The organism is Mesorhizobium sp. 01N446, from assembly GCF_056399285.1.
The window spans coordinates 383,227-406,651 of the sequence record NZ_JBFTRA010000003.1 but is presented as its reverse complement, the minus strand read 5'-3'; the positions used below and the strand labels follow the sequence as shown (position 1 = coordinate 406,651).

At 64.0% G+C, this 23,425-nt stretch carries 24 protein-coding genes; 4 read left to right on the top strand and 20 right to left on the bottom strand.

The window, feature by feature from the left end; genetic code table 11:
* Positions 1-10 precede the first annotated feature (10 nt).
* The 8 genes from AC1DPX_RS16200 to AC1DPX_RS16165 all read right to left on the bottom strand — a co-directional run bounded on the left by AC1DPX_RS16200 (position 11) and on the right by AC1DPX_RS16165 (position 7,249).
* Positions 11-460, bottom strand: coding sequence for a MaoC/PaaZ C-terminal domain-containing protein (locus tag AC1DPX_RS16200; RefSeq protein ID WP_477238269.1), 450 nt, complete (start codon positions 458-460; stop codon positions 11-13).
* On the bottom strand, positions 457-1,533 hold the full coding sequence (locus AC1DPX_RS16195) for a Gfo/Idh/MocA family protein (RefSeq protein WP_477238036.1): 1,077 nt from the start codon (positions 1,531-1,533) through the stop codon (positions 457-459). Before AC1DPX_RS16195 ends, AC1DPX_RS16200 begins: the two co-directional genes overlap by 4 nt.
* On the bottom strand, positions 1,526-1,855 hold the full coding sequence (locus AC1DPX_RS16190; protein ID WP_202355568.1) for an L-rhamnose mutarotase: 330 nt from the start codon (positions 1,853-1,855) through the stop codon (positions 1,526-1,528). The genes AC1DPX_RS16195 and AC1DPX_RS16190 overlap by 8 nt, the downstream gene beginning before the upstream one ends.
* Before the next feature lie 9 nt (positions 1,856-1,864).
* Complete coding sequence (locus AC1DPX_RS16185; protein WP_477238034.1) at positions 1,865-2,977, bottom strand: mandelate racemase/muconate lactonizing enzyme family protein; 1,113 nt, start codon at positions 2,975-2,977, stop codon at positions 1,865-1,867.
* Between the two features lie 3 nt (positions 2,978-2,980).
* Positions 2,981-4,078: an ABC transporter ATP-binding protein gene (locus AC1DPX_RS16180; protein ID WP_477238032.1), complete on the bottom strand. Its 1,098-nt coding sequence runs from the start codon at positions 4,076-4,078 to the stop codon at positions 2,981-2,983.
* 4 nt (positions 4,079-4,082) lie between these two features.
* Positions 4,083-4,949, bottom strand: coding sequence for a carbohydrate ABC transporter permease (locus AC1DPX_RS16175; RefSeq protein WP_477238030.1), 867 nt, complete (start codon positions 4,947-4,949; stop codon positions 4,083-4,085).
* Positions 4,949-5,845 (bottom strand): carbohydrate ABC transporter permease, encoded by an 897-nt coding sequence (locus AC1DPX_RS16170; RefSeq protein WP_477238028.1) that lies wholly within the window; start codon positions 5,843-5,845, stop codon positions 4,949-4,951. The genes AC1DPX_RS16175 and AC1DPX_RS16170 overlap by 1 nt, the downstream gene beginning before the upstream one ends.
* Positions 5,846-5,929: 84 nt before the next feature.
* Positions 5,930-7,249: an ABC transporter substrate-binding protein gene (locus tag AC1DPX_RS16165; protein WP_202355563.1), complete on the bottom strand. Its 1,320-nt coding sequence runs from the start codon at positions 7,247-7,249 to the stop codon at positions 5,930-5,932.
* 169 nt (positions 7,250-7,418) lie between these two features.
* Here AC1DPX_RS16165 and AC1DPX_RS16160 point away from each other — a divergent pair, with 169 nt between their 5' ends.
* Together AC1DPX_RS16160 and AC1DPX_RS16155 are read left to right on the top strand one after the other, a co-directional pair.
* The gene (locus tag AC1DPX_RS16160; RefSeq protein WP_095771266.1) at positions 7,419-8,204 is read left to right on the top strand and encodes an IclR family transcriptional regulator; all 786 of its coding nucleotides are present in this window, start codon (positions 7,419-7,421) and stop codon (positions 8,202-8,204) included.
* Between the two features lie 64 nt (positions 8,205-8,268).
* Complete coding sequence (locus AC1DPX_RS16155) at positions 8,269-9,108, top strand: amidohydrolase family protein (RefSeq protein WP_477238026.1); 840 nt, start codon at positions 8,269-8,271, stop codon at positions 9,106-9,108.
* Between the two features lie 62 nt (positions 9,109-9,170).
* On the opposite strand, the gene AC1DPX_RS16150 is transcribed toward AC1DPX_RS16155, so the two are convergent.
* The 6 genes from AC1DPX_RS16150 to AC1DPX_RS16125 form a co-directional block, all read right to left on the bottom strand.
* The gene (locus tag AC1DPX_RS16150) at positions 9,171-10,313 is read right to left on the bottom strand and encodes an extracellular solute-binding protein (protein ID WP_477238267.1); all 1,143 of its coding nucleotides are present in this window, start codon (positions 10,311-10,313) and stop codon (positions 9,171-9,173) included.
* A gap of 14 nt (positions 10,314-10,327) precedes the next feature.
* The gene (locus AC1DPX_RS16145; RefSeq protein WP_477238023.1) at positions 10,328-11,488 is read right to left on the bottom strand and encodes a CaiB/BaiF CoA transferase family protein; all 1,161 of its coding nucleotides are present in this window, start codon (positions 11,486-11,488) and stop codon (positions 10,328-10,330) included.
* 2 nt (positions 11,489-11,490) lie between these two features.
* Entirely contained in the window at positions 11,491-12,042 is a 552-nt protein-coding gene (locus AC1DPX_RS16140) for a MaoC family dehydratase (RefSeq protein ID WP_477238021.1), read from the bottom strand.
* 346 nt (positions 12,043-12,388) lie between these two features.
* A complete protein-coding gene (locus AC1DPX_RS16135; RefSeq protein ID WP_477238019.1) occupies positions 12,389-13,375 on the bottom strand; it encodes a Tim44 domain-containing protein in 987 nt (328 codons plus the stop codon).
* A 73-nt stretch (positions 13,376-13,448) separates the two neighbouring features.
* Entirely contained in the window at positions 13,449-13,748 is a 300-nt protein-coding gene (locus AC1DPX_RS16130) for a TFIIB-type zinc ribbon-containing protein (protein ID WP_477238018.1), read from the bottom strand.
* Between the two features lie 253 nt (positions 13,749-14,001).
* Positions 14,002-14,991: a zinc-dependent alcohol dehydrogenase family protein gene (locus AC1DPX_RS16125; RefSeq protein WP_477238016.1), complete on the bottom strand. Its 990-nt coding sequence runs from the start codon at positions 14,989-14,991 to the stop codon at positions 14,002-14,004.
* Positions 14,992-15,093: 102 nt separating this feature from the next.
* Here AC1DPX_RS16125 and AC1DPX_RS16120 point away from each other — a divergent pair, with 102 nt between their 5' ends.
* Both AC1DPX_RS16120 and AC1DPX_RS16115 read left to right on the top strand, forming a co-directional pair.
* Complete coding sequence (locus AC1DPX_RS16120) at positions 15,094-15,996, top strand: LysR family transcriptional regulator (RefSeq protein WP_477238014.1); 903 nt, start codon at positions 15,094-15,096, stop codon at positions 15,994-15,996.
* A gap of 89 nt (positions 15,997-16,085) precedes the next feature.
* On the top strand, positions 16,086-17,732 hold the full coding sequence (locus AC1DPX_RS16115) for an acetolactate synthase large subunit (RefSeq protein WP_477238012.1): 1,647 nt from the start codon (positions 16,086-16,088) through the stop codon (positions 17,730-17,732).
* A 44-nt stretch (positions 17,733-17,776) separates the two neighbouring features.
* On the opposite strand, the gene AC1DPX_RS16110 is transcribed toward AC1DPX_RS16115, so the two are convergent.
* From AC1DPX_RS16110 to AC1DPX_RS16085, 6 genes are all read right to left on the bottom strand, one after another.
* Positions 17,777-18,946, bottom strand: a complete 1,170-nt coding sequence (locus AC1DPX_RS16110) for a substrate-binding protein (protein ID WP_477238010.1) — start codon at positions 18,944-18,946, stop codon at positions 17,777-17,779.
* A gap of 80 nt (positions 18,947-19,026) precedes the next feature.
* Positions 19,027-19,728: an ABC transporter ATP-binding protein gene (locus tag AC1DPX_RS16105; protein ID WP_477238008.1), complete on the bottom strand. Its 702-nt coding sequence runs from the start codon at positions 19,726-19,728 to the stop codon at positions 19,027-19,029.
* Positions 19,729-19,730: 2 nt separating this feature from the next.
* The gene (locus tag AC1DPX_RS16100; RefSeq protein ID WP_477238006.1) at positions 19,731-20,435 is read right to left on the bottom strand and encodes an ATP-binding cassette domain-containing protein; all 705 of its coding nucleotides are present in this window, start codon (positions 20,433-20,435) and stop codon (positions 19,731-19,733) included.
* Positions 20,432-21,418 carry a branched-chain amino acid ABC transporter permease gene (locus tag AC1DPX_RS16095; protein ID WP_477238004.1) on the bottom strand — a complete coding sequence of 329 codons (987 nt, stop codon included), beginning with the start codon at positions 21,416-21,418 and terminating at the stop codon, positions 20,432-20,434. The genes AC1DPX_RS16100 and AC1DPX_RS16095 overlap by 4 nt, the downstream gene beginning before the upstream one ends.
* On the bottom strand, positions 21,415-22,287 hold the full coding sequence (urtB, locus tag AC1DPX_RS16090; RefSeq protein ID WP_477238002.1) for an urea ABC transporter permease subunit UrtB: 873 nt from the start codon (positions 22,285-22,287) through the stop codon (positions 21,415-21,417). Before urtB ends, AC1DPX_RS16095 begins: the two co-directional genes overlap by 4 nt.
* On the bottom strand, positions 22,277-23,398 hold the full coding sequence (locus tag AC1DPX_RS16085) for a class II histone deacetylase (protein WP_477238000.1): 1,122 nt from the start codon (positions 23,396-23,398) through the stop codon (positions 22,277-22,279). Before AC1DPX_RS16085 ends, urtB begins: the two co-directional genes overlap by 11 nt.
* Positions 23,399-23,425 lie beyond the last annotated feature (27 nt).

Sequence of the window (23,425 nt, the reverse complement as noted above, 5' to 3'; positions counted from 1 at the left end):
GCGGACTTCGTTAGGCCGGCTTGCGTTCGACGATGTAGATGTGATCGGCCGCGAGCACGACCTCGCCGCGCTGGTTGATCACCTCGCAGCGCTCGATCACCCGTCCCGAAGCCGGCCGCTTGGGATCGTCTTCCTTGGCCGTGATGGTGGTGCGCGTGCGGATCGTGTCGCCGATGAACACCGGCTTGATGAAGCGCAGCCGGTCATAGCCATAGGAGAAGGCGACGGGGTTGATGATGCTCGCTGTCAGCCCGATGCCGACCGAGAACACCAGTGTGCCATGCGCGATGCGCTGGCCGAACGGCGTCGTCTTCATGTACTCGGCGTCCATGTGGTGCGGGAAGAAATCGCCGGTGTGGCCGGCATGGACGATGAAGTCGGTCTCGGTGATGGTGCGGCCGCTGGTCAGCCGCGAAGAGCCAATCTCGTAGTCCTCGAAATAGGTGATCTGTTCCATCAGGGTCTTTCCGCGATCGGTGTCGCCGGCGCTGCGCTCGATCTATAGGCGGCTTCCACCAGCGCCATGGTGTTCCAGGCGTCCTCGACCGAACTGACCAGCGCATCGTCCTCGCCGGTGGCGAAGCGCTGTACATTGGCCATGCGCCCGACGAAAGCGTCGGGGAACCACTCGCCGGCGAGCGGTACGGCAATCCAGTCCGTTCCGCCCTTCGGATGGATTTCCAGAATGTCCGGTTCGCCCTGGGGATAGTCGAGGTTGAGGCCGAGCTTGAGATAGGCCGCCCCCTCCGTGCCGCAGATGCGGAACTCGCAGGCCTGGTGCCGGCGGCCGAACTTGTGGTGGTGGTTGATCGACAGCGCGCAGCGCACGGTGTCGCCATAGTCGAGAATGGCGCTGGTGCGCGTCTGCGCCACCTTGTGATTGGGATGGCCGAGCGTCTTGGCGTGGACGCCCTTGGGATCGCCGAGCAATTGCCTGATGAGGTCGAGATAGTGGATCGAGTGCATGGCGATCTCGACGCGCGGCGCCTTGAGCAGGAACTCCCACAATTCCCACGGCGTCGACAGCGCCAGCCAGGCGTCGAAATCGACGACCTCGCCGAGCCAGCCCTTGGCGATGGCATCCTTGAGCCCCAGCATCATCGGCGCGAAGCGCAACTGGAAATTGACTGCTGCCTTGAGTTCCTTGGCGCGGCAGATTTCGAGGATTTCGGTTGCCTCGCCGAGATAGTTGCCCATCGGCTTCTGGATCAATGCGACCGCACCGTCCGGCAGAGATTTCAGGATCTCGGCGTGCCGTCCCGGAGGCGTTGCCAGGTCGAAGATCGCATCCTTGACGGCCGTGGCTTCTTCGATGGAGCGGAACGCCGTCACGCCCCATTTGTCGGCGAGGACCGTCGCCTTGGCCTGGTCCGGATCATAAAGACCGGCAATCGGAAAGCCGGCTTTGCGGTAGGCGGGAAAATGCGCGTCGCCGACGATCGACCCGGCACCGAAAGTGACGATCGGACGGGGTTTTGAAGGTTTTGGCCAGGACTGGACGAGTGAGGCGGGGTCGAAACCGCCCTCAGTCATAGTGGAAGACCTCGTCCATGCTGGCCCACCATTCGCCCTCCTTGCGGGTCGTGAGCGGCTCCTGACAAGGTATGCAGACCGCCCACCATTCCTGCGTCTTCGGGTCGGCGGCCATCTTGGCCATGTCGGCCGCATAGTCGGTGCCGTGATACTCGAAATAGGAAAACAGCAGGTTCTCCGGCCGCTTCAGATAGATCGAATAATTCTTGATGTTGCAGGCCGAGATCATGGTCAGCACGTCGGGCCAGACGGCGGCATGCAGGCGGACATACTCCTCGACCTTTTCCGGCTTCAACCCCAGCACCATGCCCATTCGCTGCATATCCGACTCCTATTTGGTGATCGCCGTGGTGAATTCGGCGATGCTCATGGCTTTGACCGCATCCCAGTCCCAGTCGATGCCGATGCCAGGTTCGTCGGGCGCCAGCGCATGCCCATCCTCGATGCGCATATGCTTGCCGGTCAACTGGTCGAGTTGCGGAATGTACTCGACATACCTGCCGTTCTGAACCGCGCAGGTCAAGCTGACATGCAGCTCCATCAGGAAATGCGGGCAGACCGGAATGTCGAAGGCCTCCGCCGCATGGGCGATCTTGAGCCATGGCGTGATTCCGCCGATGCGGCCGACATCGACCTGGACGATCGAGCAGGCGCCTTTCTGCATGTATTCGCGGAAATGGCGCATCGAATAGAGCGACTCGCCAATGGCGATCGGCGTCGGCGTCGAGTTGGACAACCTGACATGGCCGTCAATGTCGTCGGCCGGCAGCGGCTCCTCGATCCAGGCGAGGTCGAGTTCGCGCAGCCGCGCCGCGCGCCGGATCGCCTCGTCGACCGAAAACCCCTGATTGGCGTCGGTCATGATCTCGTAGCCGTCGCCCACCGCCTTGCGCACCGCCGACAGGCGGGCGAGATCCTCCGACCCGTGCGGCCTGCCGATCTTCACCTTCGAGCCGCGAAATCCCTTGGCCTTGGCGGCCAGCGCGTCGTCTACAAGTGCGGCCGTCTCGATGTGCAGCCAGCCGCCTTCGGTGGTGTAGAGCGGGCAGCGGTCCTTGGCGCCGCCGGCCAGCTTCCACAGCGGCAGCTTCTGCTTCCTTGCCCTCAGATCCCAAAGCGCCGTGTCTATCGCAGCGATCGCGATTGCCGTGATGGCGCCGATCGTCGTCGCATGCGTTGCGAATTCGAGATCGTGCCAGATCGCCTCGATCATGTCGGGGTCGCGGCCGATCAGTCGCGGCGCCAGATGGTCGGACAAGAGCCGCATCACCGACGAACCGCCGGTGCCGATCGTGTAGCTGTAGCCGGTGCCGACCGCGCCGTCGGAATCGGTGATCGTGACGATAGGCGTTTCCTGGCTGACGAAACTCTGGATGGCGTCCGTGCGCTTGACCTTGGGCACAAGGTCCACCATCCGCAGTTCGATTTTCTCGATCCTGGCCATCGGTCAGCTCCGCAATGTCTTTCCGGTCTCGGCGGCAAACAGATGCGCCTGCGACAGGTCGAGGCTCATCGCCACCCGCTCGCCCGACCGCAGCGGCCTCGGGTTCAGCATGCGCGACACCCAGTCGGTGCCATTGAACTCGACGAACACCAGTGTCTCGTTGCCGAGCGGCTCGGTGACGGTGATCGGCAGCTCGATCTGGTGGACGTCGGCGGCGCTGCCGGAACTGATGCCGTGCCCGGTCGGATAGATATCGTCAGGCCGCAGACCGAACACGACTTTGTCGCCGGCGGCGACATTGGCCTTGAACTGGGCGGGCAAAGGCAGTTTCTCGCCGCTGGAAAAAACCAGCTGGCCGTCATCGACCGTCGCTTCGTGCAGGTTCATGGGCGGCGAGCCGATGAAGCCGGCGACGAAGCGCGTCGCCGGGCGCCGGAAGACCTCGTCGGGCGTGCCGACCTGTTCGATATGGCCATCGCGCATGATGACGATACGGTCGGCCAGCGTCATCGCCTCGACCTGGTCATGGGTAACGTAGATCACCGTCGACTGCACCTTGGCATGGAGCTTCTTGATTTCGGTGCGCATCTGCGTTCTGAGCTTGGCGTCGAGGTTGGAGAGCGGCTCGTCGAACAGGAACACGTCGGGATCGCGCACGATGGCGCGGCCCATGGCGACGCGCTGGCGCTGGCCGCCCGACAGTTGCGACGGGCGGCGGTCGAGCAGCGTGTCGAGGCCCAGTATAGCCGAGGCCTCGGCGACGCGGCGGTCCATCTCTTCCTTGGCCGCTCCGGCGATCTTCAAGGAGAAGCCGAGATTCTCGCGCACGGTCATATGCGGGTAGAGCGCATAGGACTGGAACACCATCGAGATGTTGCGCGAGCGCGGCGGCAGATCATTGACGATACGCCCGCCGATCTCGATCGAGCCGGCGCTGATTTCCTCCAGCCCGGCGATCATGCGCAACGTCGTCGACTTGCCGCAGCCGGACGGGCCGACCAGCGCGATGAACTCGCGGTCGGCGATGTCGAGATCGATGCCATGCACGATCCCGATATTGCCGTAGCGCTTGGTCAGCTTTTTGAGGGAAACCGTTGCCATGGGATCAGCCTTTCACCGCGCCGGAGGTCAGGCCGCCGACAAGGTGTTTCTGGACGATGTAGGTGAGGGTGAGCGCCGGAATGATCATCACCACGGCGAGCGCGCACATGCCGCGCCAGTCGATGGTGAATTCGGCCGTGTAGTCGAGCAGGCCGACCGGCAACGTCTTGGCGCTGACCGAGCGGGTTAGCTGCGAAGCCAGCGCGAATTCGTTCCAGCAGGTCAGGAAGGCAAAGATGGCGGCGGATGCGATGCCAGGCCCGGCAAGCGGGAACTCGACCTGCCAGAACGCCTGCCAGCGCGTGCAGCCATCGATCTGCGCGGCCTCCGCGAGGTCCTTCGGCATCTGGCGGAAGAAGCCGTCAATCAGCCAGATGGTGAACGGCACGTTGAGCGCGACATAGGCGAGGATCAGCCCGAAACGCGTGTCGATGATGCCGAGCCGCACATAGAGGAAGAACAGCGGCAGCGACAGCGCGATGCCGGGCACCGTGCGTGTCAGCATAAGGCCGAGGAAGACGCTGGATTTTCCGCGGAAGCGATAGCGCGCGAAGGCATAGCCGCCGGCCATGCCGATGGCCACCGCAATCACCGTCGAAGTCACCGAGATGATCAGCGAGTTGCGGAAATATTCGATGACGGGGATGCCGCCTTTGCCGATGCCCGAGAACATCGCGATATAAGCGTCGAAGGAAATCTCCTGAGGAATCCACACCGGCGGCTTGGCCATGATCTCGACGGTCGGCCGCAGCGACGACAGCACGATCCACAGGCCTGGCAGGCAGATGGTCAGCATCGCCAGGAACAGGCCGATGCGATGGACGATGCCGAGCAGCCGGCGCTTGAGGCGGGCGGAAGAATTCTCGTCCATCACCACTCCGCACCGATCTGCGTGCGCGCCGCGGCGAGCTTGTTGAAGAAATAGACGGTGAAGGCGATCGACAGCAGGATCGAGAAATAGGCCATCGCATTGGCCATGCCCATGCGGCCGTCGCTGTAGGCGGTGCGCGCCACCAGCGTCCACAACAGCTCGGTGCGGCCCGCCGGTCCGCCATCGGTCATGATCTTGACGATGTCATAGGCGCGCGCGACGTCGAGCGAGCGGATGGTCATGGCGATGTAGGCGAACGGCATGACGAACGGCCACGTCACATAACAGAACGTCTGCCAGGGCGTGCAGCCGTCGACGCGCGCCGCCTCGATAGGCTCCTTGGGCATGGCGAGCAGCCCGGCCAGGATCAGGATGGCGAAGATCGCGGTCGACGACCAGATCTCGGCGATCGAGATGGCGATGAAGGCGAGATGGCCCTCGATCAGCCACGGGATGGCGTCCTGCGTGAGCCCTAGCGACTGCAGGGCGTTGTTCACCAGGCCGATATTGTCGTTGAACATGAACTTGAACTGGAAGCCGACAAGGATCGGCGAGAACATCATCGGAAACATCATCAGTGTGCGCAGGATGCGCTGGCCGCGCGTCGCCTTCTCGACCAGCATGGCAAGGCCAAGGCCAAGCAGCATTTCGAGGTTGAGCGCGATGGTCAGCAGCAGCACCGTGCGGCCGAACGCCCACCAGAAATCGCTGTTGGCCAGGATCGAGAGATAGTTCCGGAAACCGATGAAGACGAAGAACGTCTCGGGCTTGGTCAGGCGGAACGGCGTGAAGCTGGAATAGAGCGACAGAAGCAGCGGCACGACGACGACCGCCGCCAGCACGATGATGGCTGGAAGCAGCAGCAGGAACGGCGCCGATGGCTTGAAGCCCTTCATCAGAATCCTGCGTGTTTTTGCATTGCGACAAGACGCGATTGCCTCCCCCATTCCTGTTGGGGGAGGCAGCCTTGGGAGACGGTTCTAGAGCTTGCCGGCGTCCTGCAGGATCTGCGTCGCCTTGGCGGCCGCTTCATCCAGTGCCTGCTTCGAGGTCTTGTCGCCGAGGATCGCAGCCTGCAGTTCCGGATAGACGGCGTTCGAAATCTCGATCCACTCAGGCGTCTGCGGCACGGCGAAGGCGTGCTTGGCTTCTTCCTGGAAGGCGGAGAGAACCTCCTTCTTGTAGGGATCGTTTTCGGCCTGCTTCAGGTCCCAGTCCCACACCGCCGTGCGGGTCGGCAGCGGGCCTGCGGCGGCCTCGAGCTTCTGACTGTCCTCATTGGTCAGCCACCACACCAGCGAAGCCGCGGCCTCCTTGTTCGGGCAGTTCTCGGTCACCGAGAAACCGTGGAAACCGGACCAGCCGGTGCGCTTGCCGGAAGAGCCCTTCGGCGCGACCTTCACACCGACATTGCCCGCCACCTTCGACGACTTCGGATCGTTGAAGAACCCAGCCCAGCCTGGCCAGTCCAGATTGATGGCGACGGTGCCCGAGGCAAAGCCTTGGCCGAGATCGTCCCAGAGATAGTTGGTGGTTCCGGCCGGCACGGCCTTGGCCTTGTAGAGATTGACGAACCAGTCGAGCGCCCGGATGCCGGCCTCGGAATTGAAGACCGGCTTGCCGTCCTTGTCGAGGTACTCGCCGCCTTCGGCGACCACCATTTCGTAGAAGCGGCCGTTGATCGCTTCTTCCTTGCCGGCGAACTGCGTGCCGTAGAAATTGGGCGGGTTCGCGAAGAATTCGGCCTGGTCGGTGACTTCCTTCCAGCTGTCCGGCGGCACCAGATCATAGCCGTATTTGGCCTTGAACTTGGCCTTGTTATCGGCGTTCTCGTAGAGGCTCTTCTGGTAGTAGAGCGCCGAGACGTCGAACTGGGCGCGCGGCAGCATTTCGAGCTTGCCGTCGATGGTTGCCGCCTTGATCGTCGACGGCACGAAGGCGTCGATCTCTTCCTTGGGCAGCAATTTGCTGAGGTCTGTGTAGAGGCCCGTATATTGCGGCGCGAAGGACGAGTGGTTCCAGCCGACGCACCAGTTGGTGCTGCCCGAGGCGATGTCGGATTTGAGCTCCTTGTCGATGTCGAAGCCATTCTTCTTTGTCAGGATGTTGACCTTGGCGCCGGTCGCCTTCTCCCATTCGGGAATGCGCTCATAGAGCTTTTCATATTGCTGGCCGCCGATCAGCTTCACGTCGACGGTGACGCCTTCGAACTTGCCAGGCAGGTCGCCGGCAAGGGCCGTGCCTGCACCTGACGCAAGCACCAATGCACCGGCGCACACGCCGGAAAGCAGTCTGTTCATTTGGTTTCCTCCCTGGGTACGCCTGGCGGCGACCGCAACTTTGTCCGTGTGGCAAGAGCGCGACATTCATATACAAACAAAACATTCATAGATACGTCAAGGCGAAATTTGTTTCCGCCGGCTCCATTTATGCGTATATGAAGAATCGATTTCACTGGAGAAGTGCCCCATGGACGACAGCGAAGACGAGCGCTATCGCGCGCCGGCGCTCGACAAGGGGCTCGACATCCTTGAACTGCTGGCCGGCGTCGACGGTGGCCTGACACAGGCCGAAATCGCCAAGAAACTCGACCGTAGCCCCAACGAGTTCTACCGCATGCTCGACCGGCTGGTGCGGCGCGGCTATGTCACCAGGCTTGACGGCGACCGCTACTCGTTGACGCTCAAGCTTTTCGGCCTGGCGCAATTGCACGCTCCCGTCCGGCGGCTGGTTTCCTACGCCACGCCGTTGATGCGCGAGCTTGCCGAGACTTCGCAGCAGGCCAACCAACTCGTTGTTTTTGATCGTGGTTCCGCCGTCGTCATCGCCCAGCAGGAAGCGCCGAACTACTGGGGGATCTCGATCCGCGTCGGCTCCCACATCAGCCTGTTCGACACCGGTTCAGGCCATGTGCTGCTGGCCTTCCGCTCGCAGGAAGAGCGGCAGATGATGATTTCCGAACACGTCCGCAGCACCGACAAGACGGCGCAGTCGACCGAGTTCTTCACGCGRCTCGACCAGATACGCGACCGTGGCTACGAGATGATGGCCTCGATGCAGACCGCCGGCGTCTTCAACCTGTCGGCGCCGGTGCGCAGTTCAGACGGCAAGGCCATCGCCGCCCTGTCCATTCCCTATATCACCGTGGTCAACGCGCCGTCCGCGCCCGATATCACCCGGACCATCGAACTGTTGCTGGCAACCTGCGAGAAGCTGTCGCACTTGGCTGGGTCGGCAGTGGGCTCGGCAGCGTAAATTCTTATTTGAATGAAGAATTCCTCCGTGAGATGATTTGACAAAGACAATTGGGAGGAACTCCATGATCATCGACACCCATCTGCATCTCATCGATCGCTCGGCCTTGCACTATCCTTGGCTTGCCGGCGTGCCGCCGCTCAACCGCGATTTCTCCTATGAGGAATACGCCACCGAGGCGCAGCGCGTCGGCGTCGAGCGCGTGCTGCATATGGAGGTCGATGTCGATCCGGCCGACATCGAAGCCGAGACCGCACGGGTCGAAGGCCTGTCGCGGCAGGCTGGCAGCATGCTGGTGGGGGCGATCGCGTCCTGCCGGCCGGAAGATGCGGACTTTCCGGCCTATCTCGAACGGCAGCGGGCAACGCCTTTCGTCAAGGGCTTCCGCCGCGTGCTCCATGTCGTGCCGGACGATCTGTCCGAAAGCGCGGTGTTTCGCGACAACATCAAGCGGCTCGGCGGCACCGGGCTGACCTTCGACCTCGTCGTGCTGCCGCACCAGATTCCCAAGGCGATTGCGCTGGCGGACCTTGCGCCCGACGTCCAGTTCATCCTCGATCATTGCGGCGTTCCCGACATCAAGGGCAAGGGCGAGCATCCCTGGCGCGAGCACATGAGCGAGATCGCGCGCCGCCCGAACGTCATGGCCAAGATTTCCGGTATCGTCGCCTATGCCGATCCCGGCAGCTGGACTGTCGCGACGCTGCGGCCCTATGTCGAGCACACCATCGCCGCATTCGGCTGGGACCGTGTCGTCTGGGGCAGCGACTGGCCGGTCTGCACGCTTGGCGGCGGCCTGTCGACCTGGGTTGCCGCGACCCACGCGCTGCTTTCCGGCTGCAGCATCGCGGAGCGCGACAGGTTGCTGTCGGGCAATGCCCGCATGCTGTGGCGGCTGGAATAGTTGGATTGCCTCGGAATCTCGCCGGGGCATAGCCCCAGACGTTCTCCGCCGTTCGCTTTCGTTCAGGCTCCTCCGCCGGCAGCGCAGGACACCTGCGTGGCACTCCCTCGGAACAGGCTGATGAGGTCGGCAACGACCTGGGCGGGTTTGTGCCTGCCGGTGATGCCGGAAAGAAGGCGGTCGGACGCTGCCTGCTGGAACGCCATGTAGCCGTCATGGCGCGGCCGCACCCATGCACCCTCCAGCGTCGCGCGCGTGTCGCGATAGAAATTGCCGGTCGCGGCGTTGACGGTCTGGTCTTCCCAGCCGGCGGCATGACCCGGCTGTCCGCCGGCGGCGGCATAGGGACCGCGCTGGATTTCACCACTGGCGACCCAGTAGGCAAAGTCGACCGCCGCATCCCGGGCTTTGGAAAAGGCCGACACCGCTATGCCCGTGCCGCCGAGCGCCGAACCGATTGGGCCGTTGGAACCGACGGCCGGAATGTCGGTAAAGGCCAGCCGGTGGGCACGAAATCCTGATATTCCATAGGAGACGTAGCCATAGATCAGCGGTGCGCAGACGATCTTGGAATCGGCCGCCGCCATGCGTTCGGAAACCGCAATCGGATCCATCTCGAAACAGGCTGGTTCGACCAGGGCGGCGACCTCGCGCATCGCTTCGAAGACCTGACTGCCGGTCGCGATATCGATGAGATCACGGGACGGGTCGGTGGCGCAGGGATGACCGAGATTGCCGGCCAGCGTGTAGAACACCATCAGCACATGCGGCGGCCGCAATGGCAACAGCACACGGCCCTGCCGGGCGAGATCGAGCACCTCGCTCCAGCGCGCCGGCGGCGCATCGAGCGCATCCGGCCGCCAGGCTTGGACCTGGCTGGCCGCATCGATCGGAAACGCCCATTGCCGCCCTTGCCAGGCGTAGCTTGGATAGGACTGGCCGACGCTGCCTGAGGCCAGCGCTGCGCGCTCCGCCTCGCGGCCGGCGACATCGAGCGGCGCGAGGCAGCTTTCCGCCGTGATCTGGCCGACATGCGGGTGGTCGATGACGATGAGATCATAGGCGCGCGCCAGTTCCTCGACCGGGAAGGATTCGAAATCCTGCAGCGAGCGCTTGTCCCATTCGATGGTGGTGCCGGTCTTTTCCTGCCAAAGCGATGAGCAGGCGACCATCGGATCGTAGCCGCGCGGATGGCTCCAGGTCATGCCTTTGAGCGTGGTCAAAGGCCGAACTCCGTGCGGATCGCGGCACTGTGCTCGCCGATGCGCGGCGCGGCGCGATCGACCTTGGCCCTGACACCATCGACCCTGAGCGGCGACCTGGTGGTGAGGATCGAGACATCGTCCTCGCGCGTCACCGTCTGCAGCATGTCGAGTGACTGAAAACCTTCGCTGGCCAGCATTTCCGGCCAGGTCAGCACCTTGGCGCACCAGATGTCGGCCGGTTCGAGAATATCGAGCCACTCATCGATCGTCTTGCTGGCGATCCTTTGCGCGATGATCGCCTTGATGTCGTCGCGCGCGGTGAACCACGACGCCGGTTCGTCGCGATAAGGCGCCAGTTCGTCGAGGGACAGCAGGTCGGCCAGTTTGGGGATCGGCGTCATGGCGATGGCGAGGTAGCCGTCCTTGGCCGGGTAGACGCCATAGGGCGCCGAGAGATAGGCATGTGCGCTGCGGAAGCTGGAGCGCCTGGGCAAGCGGCGGCCGTCATTGAGATGCGTGGTCAGCACCTCGAACTGGAAGTCGACCAGCGCTTCCAGCAGGCTGGTTTCGATATGGCTGCCCTGGCCGGTGATGCCGCGCCGCACCAGTGCCGCCAGAATGCCTTGCGCGCAGGCAGCACCGGCCAGCATGTCGCCGATGGCGAGCCCAAATGGCACCGGTCCCTGGTCCTCGTCGCCATTCAGCCACATCACGCCGGAGCGGGATTGCGCCAGCAGATCCTGGCCCGGCCGCTTGACCCATGGCCCGTCCTCGCCATAGCCGCTGATCGACGCGTAGACGAGCCGCGGGTTGATTTTGCGGACAGCCTCATAATCGAGGCCCAGCCGCTCGATGACGCCCGGGCGGAAATTCTGGATCAGCACGTCGGCCTTGGCCAGAAGCCCGCGCAGCGCGTCGAGATCGGCCTCGTTCTTCAGGTCGACGGCAAAGCTTTCCTTGGCGCGGTTGATGGCGTGGAAAATGGTGGAATCGCCGCCGATCTCGGTGTCGCTGAGATAGAGCCGGCGCGACAGGTCGCCGCCATCCGGGCGCTCGATCTTGATGACGCGTGCGCCGAGATCGAGCAGCCGCAGCGAGCAGTAGGGCCCGGACAGGAACTGGCTCATGTCGACGACGGTCAGGCCGGCAAGCGGCAATTCGGCCAAAGCCGGCATCTTCATTTCTCCGTCTTGCCGACGAAATCGGCCGGGTTGCGGTACTTCACCGTCTGCAGATGCTCGCAATACAAAACCAGCTCGCCTTCGCCCTTGAACACCTCGTAGCTGGCGCGGATCAGCCCCATCTCCTTGTAGCGCGGCTTCTTGTCGAGGTTGGAGCGGATCGAATAGATCGTGTCGCCGATGAAGACAGGCTTGATGAAGCGGAGCTTGTCGTAGCCATAGGAAAAGGCGTTGACGCAGTTGGTGGCGACCAGCCCCAGCCCCGCCGAAAAGACGAACGCGCCGGCGATCAACCGCTTGCCGAAAATGCCTTCGCTTTCGGCGAACATCTGGTCCTGCACATAGGGGTGGATGTCCAGCACCAGCGTGTTGAAGAGGTGGCTGTCGCCCTCGGCCATCGTGCGCCGCAACGAACGGATTTTCTGGCCGACCGGCCAGTCCTCGTAGAACCAGTTTTCGGCGTTCCACACCGGCAGCGCGGCGTGCGCCTCAGGCATGTTCTTGGGGTGTGTCGAGGCGACACCGACGGTCGGCGCGAAGTTGCTCATGGCTGGCTCCAGCGATCTCATAGGAGTTCCCCAGCAATCGTTGGAACACGCCTCGAAGCGCCTGAATGCAAGACGTCTCCTCCCGCCAATCTTCTTTTGTAAATAGTATTTTCACATATGGGTTTACGTTGCAAGCGACGACAGCCGAAATTTTGGCAGCCTGGCGCGGCCGGGCAGGCGAGGAAATCCTGCGCAGCGCCTGTCTGGTCTTGTCGGCAGTCTGAACCGGAGGCGCCTTATTCTCGGCGCGCGGAAACTACGGACGCGCCGTCGAAATCGGCACGCCGATGTGCGTCAGGATCGTGCGCTGGGGCGCCTGCGACCCCTCGGACAAATTGGCCTGGGCTCAGGCCTGTTGGATTGCCGAGAGCTTCCAGTTCGAGCCATTCTGACGCGTGAATGTCCACAGTTCGGTCGTCTCGGTCGGATGGTCCTCGTCGCCCTCGACGACCTTGCCGGTGGCCCGTTCGCGCATCACATCGCGAGATTCGTAGCGCAGCGCGGCCGTGGCGTAGTCGCGGTCATCCTCGCGCCAGCTTTCGGCGATGTCGGCCTGCAGCAAGGTGATGTCGGAGACCTCGTTGCGGAGACCTTTCTGGGCGTTGTCGGCCAGTTCTTCCGAGAGATAGGACACCATTTCGGGCGTCGTCGCCTTGCGCAGCGCGGCATGGTCCTCGCGCCCGAATGCTTCCTGGACGTCGGTCAGCAACTGCTGGAATGCATCGAGGTCGGTTTGTGCGAGCTGGATCTCTTCGGAATCGGCAGCCGGAGAGCCTCCGCCCGAACCGCCGCCAAAGCCTGGAATTGTGAACGAGCCCGCCGTCTGCGGCTGTGACGTTGCGCGGTTCTCAAATCGCGACGCCTGGGCATTGCCGGCACCGGCCAGCGCCGGGGCAGGGCCACGCGCGGATTGCGACCGGAAGAAGCGGATGGCCAGCATGATCGCGCCACCGATGAGCAATGCCTGAAGCAGGAAGCCGAACATGCCGGCCAGGCCGCCGAACCCTTGGCCCACGAGCAGGCCGATCAAGCCGCCGATCAGCAGGCCGCGCATCATCGTGCCGCCGAAGCCGCTCATGAAACCGGGCCTTTGCGGGCCGGCCTGCGGCTGCCGGGCGGCAGAGTTCACACCGGTGTTGGGCGTCATCGAACGCTCGACCGGAGCGGTCGCCGCCGGCGCGGTCCTGGTCGGCGGCGCAGACTGGAATGTGCGCGTGCCGCGGCTGCCGAAACTGCCGCCGCGCCGAGCCTCGGCATGATCGATCGAGACCATGGAGAATGCGAGGAACAGTCCTGCAAACAGGGCTGCAAATCGGCTGGTGCGAGACATCATCGGAGATGAACCTTATGTGATTTTTGGAAGCCTTCGGCAAACGCCGGCCCGCGCAGCGGGCGGCGCTACGGGGTCAATCGAACAATTCTTCGAAGAAGGATTTCTTCCGCTTTGGATAACGGTGGCCCTGCGAGCGCGAATAATCGTCATCGCGGCCATGGGCTTGTTGCGGCTGCGAGAAGGCTGCCGGCTGTGGCTGCGGCGCGGGCGATGCATCCCTGCCGGAACGCTCGATGATCTTGTCGAGTTCGCCTCGATCAAGCCAGACGCCACGGCACTGCGGACAATAATCGATCTCGATACCCTGGCGTTCGCTCATTGTGAGGGCGACGCGGCAGGAAGGGCAAACCAGACCAAGAAGGGAAGATGTCATACGGGGCTCCAAACCGAAAGGATTGAGCCCGCTTGACCAAAAGGGTGGAAACGGGCCCGTTGAAGCGGTCCGACATCACAATCACCAGAAGCGATCGTCAGAGGGGCCCGGCCCGCACCAGACAGTTAGGAATGCGCGGCCGGGCCTTCAAGGGCGATAATGCCGACGAGAATGATTTGTTCGCCGTTGCCGTTGTTCAGATCGTCACCACGATCTCAGATCGTCACCACGATCTCAGATCGTCACCACGATCTCAGATCGTCACCACGATCTTGCCGAACTGCTCGTTCGATTCGAGATATCGATGCGCCTCGACGATCTGGTCGAAGGCAAAGCTCCTGTCGATGATTGGCTTCAGCGTGCCCGTCTCCAGGCCTTCGAGGATGAACGCCTTGGCGGCTTCCAGCTTCTCTGGATCGCCGGTGATCTCGTGGACGAGGTAGCCACGCAGCGTCAGCGTCTTGCCCAGGACGGCAGCCAGAGGGAACGGCGTCGGCTCGCGGCTGAGCCCGCCATACTCGATGAGAATGCCGCCCTTTGACATCGCCGCCGTCAGCGGCTCGAAGATCGGGCCGCCGATTGCATCGAGCACGACGCGCACGCCTTGCGGTCCCGCGATCTCGCTCAGCGTTGCGGCGAGATCCTCTTTGGCCAGGACGACAACATGCGCCGCTCCGGCACCGAGCAAGGCCTGTTTCTTGGCCGATGTTCTCGTCACCGCGATCGCTGTCGCGCCGACGCTGTTGGCGATCTGGATCGCCGCGAGCCCGACGCTGCTTGAGGCCGCGGTGATGACGACGGCATCTCCGCCACGCAGTCTGGCGATGTCGATCAGCGCGCCATAGGCGGTGAGATATTGCATCCAGACAGCCGCCGCCGTCTGCCAGTCGAGCGATGGCGGATGCTTGGCGATGAGCGTGGCGGGATAGGTGACCATCTCGCCATAGGCCGGCCAGCGCACCATCGATTGCGGCGGGATGACACTGACCGCGTCGCCCGGCGCCAAACCCGTTACATCTTCGCCTGTTGCCTCGATAACGCCCGCCGCCTCAAGGCCAAGCCCGGAGGGGAGGGCGGGCGTCTCGATATAGATACCCGCACGCAGCAGCGCCTCGGCACGATTGAGGCCGAGTGCCTTGACGCGGATCTGAACCTCGCCCGGACCAGGTGGGGGAGGGTCGATATCCTCGATGCACAGAACCTCGGGGCCACCATGCCGGTGAAAGCGAACTACACGTGTCATTCGGTCTACTCCAAATTATCTGAACCGAATGAGCTATGCAGTCAAAGGATTCATGGATAAATGGACGTAGGGATAAAGCAGTAGAAACCAGAGGTTTCGAATATGGATCGGCTCGAGAGCATGGCCGTGTTCGTCAAGGCGGTCGACCTCGGCTCGTTCGCCGCCGCGGCGGTCGCGCTCGACCTGTCCGGACCGATGGTTGGCAAACATGTCCGGCTTCTCGAAGAACGGCTCGGCGTGCGCCTCATCAACCGCACCACGCGCCGGCAGAGCCTGACCGATTTCGGCCGCGCCTACTACGAGCGCTGCCGCATCGTGCTGGCCGAGGCGGAAGCCGCCGATGCACTCGCCGCCGACCAGTTTGCCGAACCGAGAGGCAGACTGCGGGTGACCATGCCGGCGCATTTCGGCCGTCACTGCGTCACCCCGGTGCTGCTGAAGCTGGCGCGACAGTATCCGATGCTGGAGCTCGACCTTTCGCTCAGCGACCGCTTCGCCGATCTCGCCGAGGACGGTTATGATCTCGCGATCCGAACCGGTGATCTGGACGACAAGGCCTGCGTGATCGCGCGGCGTGTTGCGCGGCAGGACATGGTCGTCTGCGCCGCGCCCTCCTATCTCGGAATTCATGGCGAACCGCGGCGGATCGAAGACCTCGCCGATCATCAGGCCATTGTCTACCGCCGACTCGGCCAGGCCGTTCAGCCCTGGCTGTTTCCCCGTGAAGGGCAAGCCGCACAGGAAATCATGCCGAGCGGCCGGCTGCGGCTCGACGATCTCGATGCCATCGCCGACGCAGCGGTCGAAGGCATGGGGCTGGCGTGGCTGCCCTGGTGGCTGGTCCGCGAGCGCATCAGAGCCGGCGCGCTGGTCGCGCTGTTGCCGGACCAGCCGCGCTATCCCTACGACTGCCATGCGCTGTGGCTGCGGACGCCGCATCTGCCGCTCAAGGTCCGGCTCGCCGTCGATGCGCTGGCGGCCGACTTGCCGAAACTGATGGGCTGATTGCCAACAGAGCAGGCTTGCGCTCTTTGAGGCGCCGCTTTCCAATGCCATATGGGGGCGGAACGTACGCATTGCAGGAGAGGCGGTTCATGACCAAAGGTTCGGATCTGTTCGTCGCGGCCCTCGAGAATGAAGGGGTCGACCGGATCTTTGGCATTCCGGGCGAGGAAAACCTGGACATCGTCGAATCCATCCGCCGCTCGTCGATCCAGCTGATCCTGACCCGCCACGAGCAGGCGGCCGCCTTCATGGCCGCCACTTATGGCAGGCTGACCGGCAAGGCAGGCGTGTGCATCACCACGCTCGGCCCCGGCGCGCTCAACCTGACGACCGGCTCGGCCTACGCACTGCTCGGCGCGATGCCGATGATCATGATCACCGGCCAGAAGGGCATCTTGTCGTCGCGGCAGGCGCGCTTCCAGATCGTCGACATCGTCGCGGCGATGAAGCCGCTGACCAAGCTGTCGCGCCAGATCGTCTCGCCGAAAATGATCCCGTCGCTGGTGCGCGAGGCCTTCCGCGTTGCCCAGGAAGAGCGGCCCGGACCCGTGCATCTGGAATTGCCGGAAGACATTGCGGCGGCGGAGTGCGAACCGGTCGCGCTGGTTCCGACACACCCGGTCGACCTGCCCACGGCCAGCGCCGCTGCGCTCGACCGCGCCGCCCGCATGATCATGGAGGCCAAGCGTCCGCTGCTGATGTTCGGCGCGGCGGCGTCGCGGCCGCGCGTGACCCCCGATGTCGCCCAGTTCGTGCTGCGCACGCAAATTCCCTATTTCACCACGCAGATGGGCAAGGGCACCGTGCCTGGCGGCACCGAGCTCTACATGGGAACGGCGGCGCTTTCGGAGCGCGACTATGTGCACGAAGCCATCGAACAGGCCGATCTGATCATCACCATCGGCCACGACACGGTCGAGAAACCGCCCTTCATCATGGGCGCCAACGGGCCCAAGGTCATCCATGTCGGCTACCAATCGGCGGACGTCGAGCAGGTCTATTTCCCGCAAGCCGAGATCGTCGGCGACCTCGGCCCTTCGCTGGCGCTGCTCGCCGACCGTGTCGAGGGCAAGATCCCCAACGCACAGGCGCTGCTGCCGCTCAGGGAAGGCATCTTGAGCCGCATCGCGGCGCGCGCCACCGAAGATCGCTTCACGCCGCAGCGCATCGTGCACGACGTGCGCGCCGTGATGCCGGCCGACGGGATCCTCGCCCTCGACAACGGCATGTACAAGATCTGGTTCGCGCGCAACTACCGCACGCGCATGGCGAACACGCTGCTGCTCGACAATGCGCTGGCCACGATGGGCGCCGGCCTGCCGTCGGCGATGATGGCGTCACTGCTCTATCCCCAGCGCCGTGTCATGGCCATTTGCGGTGACGGCGGCTTCATGATGAACAGCCAGGAACTGGAGACCGCCGTCAGGCTCAAGCTCAACCTCGTCGTCCTGCTGCTGGAAGACCACGCCTATGGCATGATCCGCTGGAAGCAGGCGGTCGACGAATTCCCGGATTTCGGCATGACCTTCGGCAATCCCGACTTCGTCAAGTATGCCGAAGCCTATGGCGCCAAAGGGACCAGGGTTGCGGAGATCGCCGACTTGCGGCCAGCGCTGGAACAGGCTTTTGCTGGCGGCGGCGTGCATCTCGTCGTCGTGCCGATCGACTATTCCGAAAACACCAGGGTGCTCGTCGACGAATTGCGCGAGCGGCTGCCGGCGCCGGTGAAGGCCTGACGGCAGCGACAAAGCCGCCGTCAGGATTGGTTGTGTGCGAGGGCCTACACTTTGCAGTAGGGCGTGACCGGCGCGATGGTGCCGAAATCCTTGGCGATTTCGTAGCTGATGCCGTCCGCCGCCGCCTTGCCGACATAGGAATGGCAGAGCGTGTGGTTGTTGGAGGCATCGACGCGGATCTTGCCTTGCGGGGCGTCGAACTCGATGGTCGGCAGCGCCTTGAGCACATCGTCGTCCTTCAACGATCCGGCCTTCTCGGCGGCCAGTGCGTAGAGATGCAGGCCGTTATAGCCGGCCTCGCCGATGCCGTTGACCATCTTTTCCTGACCAAACTTTTCGCGGAAGCTGGCGATGAACTTCTTATTGACCGGATTGTCGAGCGCCATCCAGTAGGGCTGCGGCGCGTAGGTGCCGGCGGCAACGCCGGGCGGCAGCGCGTCCTTGTTGAAGACCTCGTCGAGCGGCGCGATCAGCGGCTGCTTGATGTCGAAGGAGCGATACTGCTTGAGCTGCGTGACGGCGTCGTTGCCGACCACCATCGACCAGACGACATCGGGCTTCAGCGACTTGATCTTCTGGAAGGCAGGGCCGAAATCCGTGGTGCCGAATGGATAGTAGTCGGCGCCGATGATCTTGCCGCCGGCCTTCTCATAGGCCGCCGTGATCGCCTCGGTCATCTTTTGCGGCCAGGCATAGTCGGAGGCCATAACATAGATCGTCTTGCCGAGATTCTCGGCCACCCACGGCATCATCGGGTCGACCTGCTGCATCGGGATCGGCCCGGTGGCGACGAAGTAGCGATTGCATTCGCCGCCTTCGAAATTGGTCGGGTAGAAGAAAAGCTTCTTGGCCTTCGAGGTCACCGACAGCGTCGCGCTGCGCTCGGGCGAAATGATCGTGCCCATGATCACGTCGACCTTGTCCTCGTTGAGGAGCTTGCGCGCCTTGTCGATGGCGCCCTTGGTCGTGGTCTGGTTGTCCTCGATGAACAGCTCGACCTGGCGGCCGCCAATGCCGTTGGCGGCGTTGAGCTCGGCGGCGGCGAGCTTGTAGCAGTTGAGCAGCGTCTCGCCGAGGATCGCCTGCAATCCGGTGATCGGGATCGACAGGCCGACCTTGACGGTGTCGGCGGCGCGCAGGATCGACGGCGCGCCGACCATGGCGAAGGCAGCCGCTGCGCCGCCGGATTTGAGGATCGTTCTTCTGCTTATCATTGTTATGTTCCCTTCCAGTCCAGGCGCGCCCCATGCACGCCTTACAAAGTCAACAGGTCCCAGGCGCGCTTAGGGCGCGCCTATAGGGCCAACAAATCCTTCAGCAGGCTCTCGTCGGCGAACGCCTCCGGCGTGCCTTCGTGCACGATCCTGCCCTTCTCCATCACCAGGCAGCGGTCCGCCGCCTTGAGAACGAGATCGAGATTCTGCTCGACCAGAACGATCGCGATGCCGCGCTCGCGCGCGATGCGCGGCACCAGTTCGGCGATCGACTGCACGATGTTCGGCTGGATGCCTTCCGAGGGCTCGTCGAGCAGCAGCACCGACGGCAGGCCGCACAGCGCACGGCCGATCGCCAGCATCTGCTGCTGGCCGCCCGACAGCGTACCGGCGATTTGCGCTTCGCGTTCGCGCAGGATCGGAAAATAGCCGAAGATGTCGTCAGGAATGCCGCCGTCGCCACGGTCCCGGGCGGCGCGCGTGCCGACTTCGAGGTTCTGCCGCACGGTCAGCTGGTTGAAGATGCCGCGCCCCTGCGGCACATGCGCGATGCCGGCTCGCGCGCGGCGGAAGGCCGGCGCGTTGGTAAGGTCCTGGTCGCCGAGAACCACCGCGCCGCCGCTTGCCTTCAGGCCGCCGGCGATGACGCGCAGCAGTGTCGTCTTGCCGGCGCCGTTGCGGCCGAGCAGGCCGACGACTTCGCCTGACGCCACGCTGAGGTCGATACCGTTCAGCACCGGGAGCAGGCCGTAGCCTGCCGAGACCGCCAATGTCCGCAGCATGGTCAGCGCCTCCCCAGATAGACGTCGCGGACCATTTCGTCGGTCTCGATGTCGTGGAAAGGACCGCTGCGCAGCCGGCGTCCCTGATGCAGCACCAGCGTCTCGCAGTTCAGCGCCCGTACGAAGCGGATGTCGTGCTCGACCGCCACGATCGAGAACTCGCCCTTGAGCCGCAGCAGCATCTCGGCTGTCGCCAGCGTTTCCTGCGGTGTCATGCCGGCGGTCGGTTCGTCGAGCAAAAGCAGCCTTGGCTCGATCGCCAGCGCCATGCCGATCTCCAGCCATTGCTTCTGGCCATGCGCGAGTTCGCCGGCCAGAGTGGCGGCGCGGCTGCCAAGCGCGACGAGGTCAAGCAGTTCGCCGACCGGACGAGCCGGGGAGGGGGCGCCCCACCGTGCGACCTTGAGATTGTCCTCGACCGAGAGGCTCGGAAAGACCGACGGAATCTGGAATTTTCGGGCAATGCCGAGCCGGGCGATGCGGTGCAGCGGCAGGCCGGCAATGTCGTGGCCGAGGAAACGCACGCTGCCGCTGGTCGGGCGCAGCGTGCCGGTCAAAAGGTTGAGGAAGGTGCTCTTGCCGGCGCCGTTCGGCCCGATGATGCAGCAGAGCTCCCTGTCGCGCACCGTCAGGTTCAACCCTTCCAGCGCCTGCAGCCCGCCAAAGCGGATGCCGACATTCTCGGCCTGGAGCAGCACATCGCTCATTGCGCCTGCCTCCGCCGGTTGAACAGGGTTTTCAGCCGGGCGTAGATCGACAGGATGCCGTCGGGCAGCACGAAGACGATGATAACGAAGACGCAGCCGAGCAGCAGCGGCCACAGGCTCGGGTTGAAGCTTGAGATCGTCTGCTGCGCGCGCTGGATGGCGATGGCGCCCAGCACCGGGCCAAGCAGCGTGCCGCGCCCGCCGACCGCCACCCAGACGATGACTTCCGTCGACAGCAGCAGCCCGGACAAATCGGGCGCCACCAGCCCGGCCATGCAGACATAGAGCGCCCCGGCAAGCCCGGCGATCGCGGCGGACAGGACGAAAGTGACGAGCAGCCGCAGCGGCGCATTGTGGCCAAGCGCTGCCGCCCGGACTTCATTGTCCTGGATGGCGGTCAGCACCGTGCCCCAGCGGCCGCGACTGATCGACCACAGCGCCAGCACGACCACCGCGACGATGGACGCAACGAAGATGTAGGAAGGCAGATCCTGGCTGAGATCGACATGCATTCCGCCGATATCGAATTCGATCGGCGGGATGCCGATCAGGCCGCTGTCGCCGCCGGTGACCGAGCTCCAGGAGACGGCGGCCTGCTGGCAGATGACGCCCATGGCGAGCGTCACGATGGTGAAATAGCTGCCGCGGATGCCGCCGAAGAACAGGAAGTAGCCGATGATGGCGGCGACAAAAGCCGCGCCGGCCACCGCGCCCATGATGCCGAGCAGGCTGCCGAAGGGGATGGCGTCGTTGAGCGTGACCAGCGCCATGATGTAGCCGCCAATGCCGAAGAAGGCGGCGTGGCCGAAGCACAGGATGCCGGTGCGGCCCCAGAAGAAGTCGAGGCTTGCGGCAAACAGGCCGAAGATCAGCGCGTCGCGGATCACCGTCAACTGATAGCCGTCGGCGAAGAGCGGATAAAGAACCGCGAGCGCCACGCAGACGGCGAAGATCAGCAGCCAGTTGCGGTCGCGGGCGATCATCGCGACGCTCCGTTGAACAGGCCGTTGGGCCGCAGCCGCACGGCGACGATGGCCGCCAGCAGCACGATCGCTTGCGCCAGCGATGGCGAGATCTGGTAGTTGAGCACGCTGGTCAGCCCGCCGACGAAGACGCTGCCGGCGACGAGGCCGCCGATCGAGCCGACGCCGCCGACAATGACGACGAAGAAGGCGTTGGCGAGATAGTTCACGCCCATCTGCGGCAGCACGATCGCCAGCGGCGCGACCAGGCCGCCGGCGAGCCCGGCAATGGCCGCGCCGAAGGCGAAGGCGATGGCATAGGTGCGCCGCGTGTTGATGCCGACGCCCTCGGCCATTTCGCGGTTCTGGATGACGGTGCGGATGTCGAGCCCGAAGGAGGTCCGGCTGATCAAAAGCACGACGCCGAGCAAGGTCAGCATGGCAATCGCGATCAGGATCAGCCGGTAGGCCGGATAGGCGGTGAAGAACAGATCGAGCGTGCCCTCGATCGGCGGCGTCACCGGCTTGGCGCCGAGGCCGAAGGTCAGTTCCAGCCCTTGCTGCAGGATCAGGCTGACGCCCCAGGTGGCGAGCACGGTCGAGACCGGCCGCGAATAGAGGTGGCGGATGATGGCGAATTCCAGGATGCAGCCGACTATGGCGCCGGCAATCGGAGCGGCGGCCAGCCCCAGCCAGAACGAGCCGCCGACGCTCTGGACGAAATAGACCGCGAAGGCGCCGACGGTGACGAACTCGCCATGCGCCAGATTGGTCACGTTCATCAGGCCGAAGCTGATCGCCAGCCCGAGCCCGACCAGCATCAGGATGCTGATCAGCGTCAGCGCGTTGAGGAGTGTGGTGACGACAAAATCCATCGTGTCAGGCAGCACTTGCGAGGCGTTGGCGCAGGCCCGCGAGGAGGCCTTCGGCGGCGTCGATCACCGCAGCCTGATGCGGCTGCAAGGCCTGGCCGGCCCATTCGTCGATATGGTCCGACAGCGGATCGACCACTTCGGTGCGATGGTTGGCCAGCGTCTCGATGACGGCATGGCCGCAGAATGGCACATAGCCTTCAGAGTAGCCGCCTTCATGGGTCATCATCAGCCGTCCGTTGGAAGTCTCGGCAGCCAGCGCCACCATGCGGGCGGCGAGGCGCCGGAAGCATTCGCTGTTGAGCATCATGCGGCCGAGCGGATCGAAGCCCGACGCATCGAAACCGGAAGCGACGATCACAAGGTCGGGCTTGTAGGCGCGCAGCGCCGGAGCGACGACGCGATCGAAGGTCGCCTCATAGGCGCCGGTGCCGCTACCGGCCGGCAGCGGGATGTTGATGTTGTAGCCTTCCCCTTCGCCCTTGCCATTGTCGGCCAGCGCGCCGCGCCCGGTCGGATAGAGATTGTCCTGGTGCAGGGAAATGGTCAGCACCGACGGATCGGAATAAAACACGGTCTCGGTGCCGTTGCCGTGATGCACGTCCCAGTCGACGATCGCCGCACGGCCAAGCAGGCCCTCATGCTGCAGCCGGCGCACGGCAACGCCGATATTGGAGAACAGACAGTTGCCCATGGCCTGGTCGGGCTCGGCATGGTGCCCCGGTGGCCGCGCCAGCGCATAGGCGTTGTCGACACGGCCGGTCAGCACCGCGCGCATCGCCGCATAGGTCGTGCCGGCCGACAAAAGGGCGATGTCGAAACTGTTGAGGCCGATCGGCGCCTGCGGCCCGGCGAAGCCGGAACCGCGTTCGCTGAGCGTGCGGATGTCGTCGACATGGCGCTGCGTGTGCACGCGTAGCAGATCCTCGACCGTCACCGGCTCGGCAAGGATCGGCACCAGATGGCGCGCCAGGCCGCTGACCTGGATGAGGTTGTTCAGCCGGCGCTTCGACCCCGGTGATTCCAGGTGCCGGCCCGGTTCCACGAAACGGCCGGGAGGCATCATGTCGGCGCTCGGGCCGGTGTCATGCCACATCAGCTGTTCGTGAAAAACGTAACCTGTCGCCATAAGCAGCGTCCTCTGCAATCCGGAGGA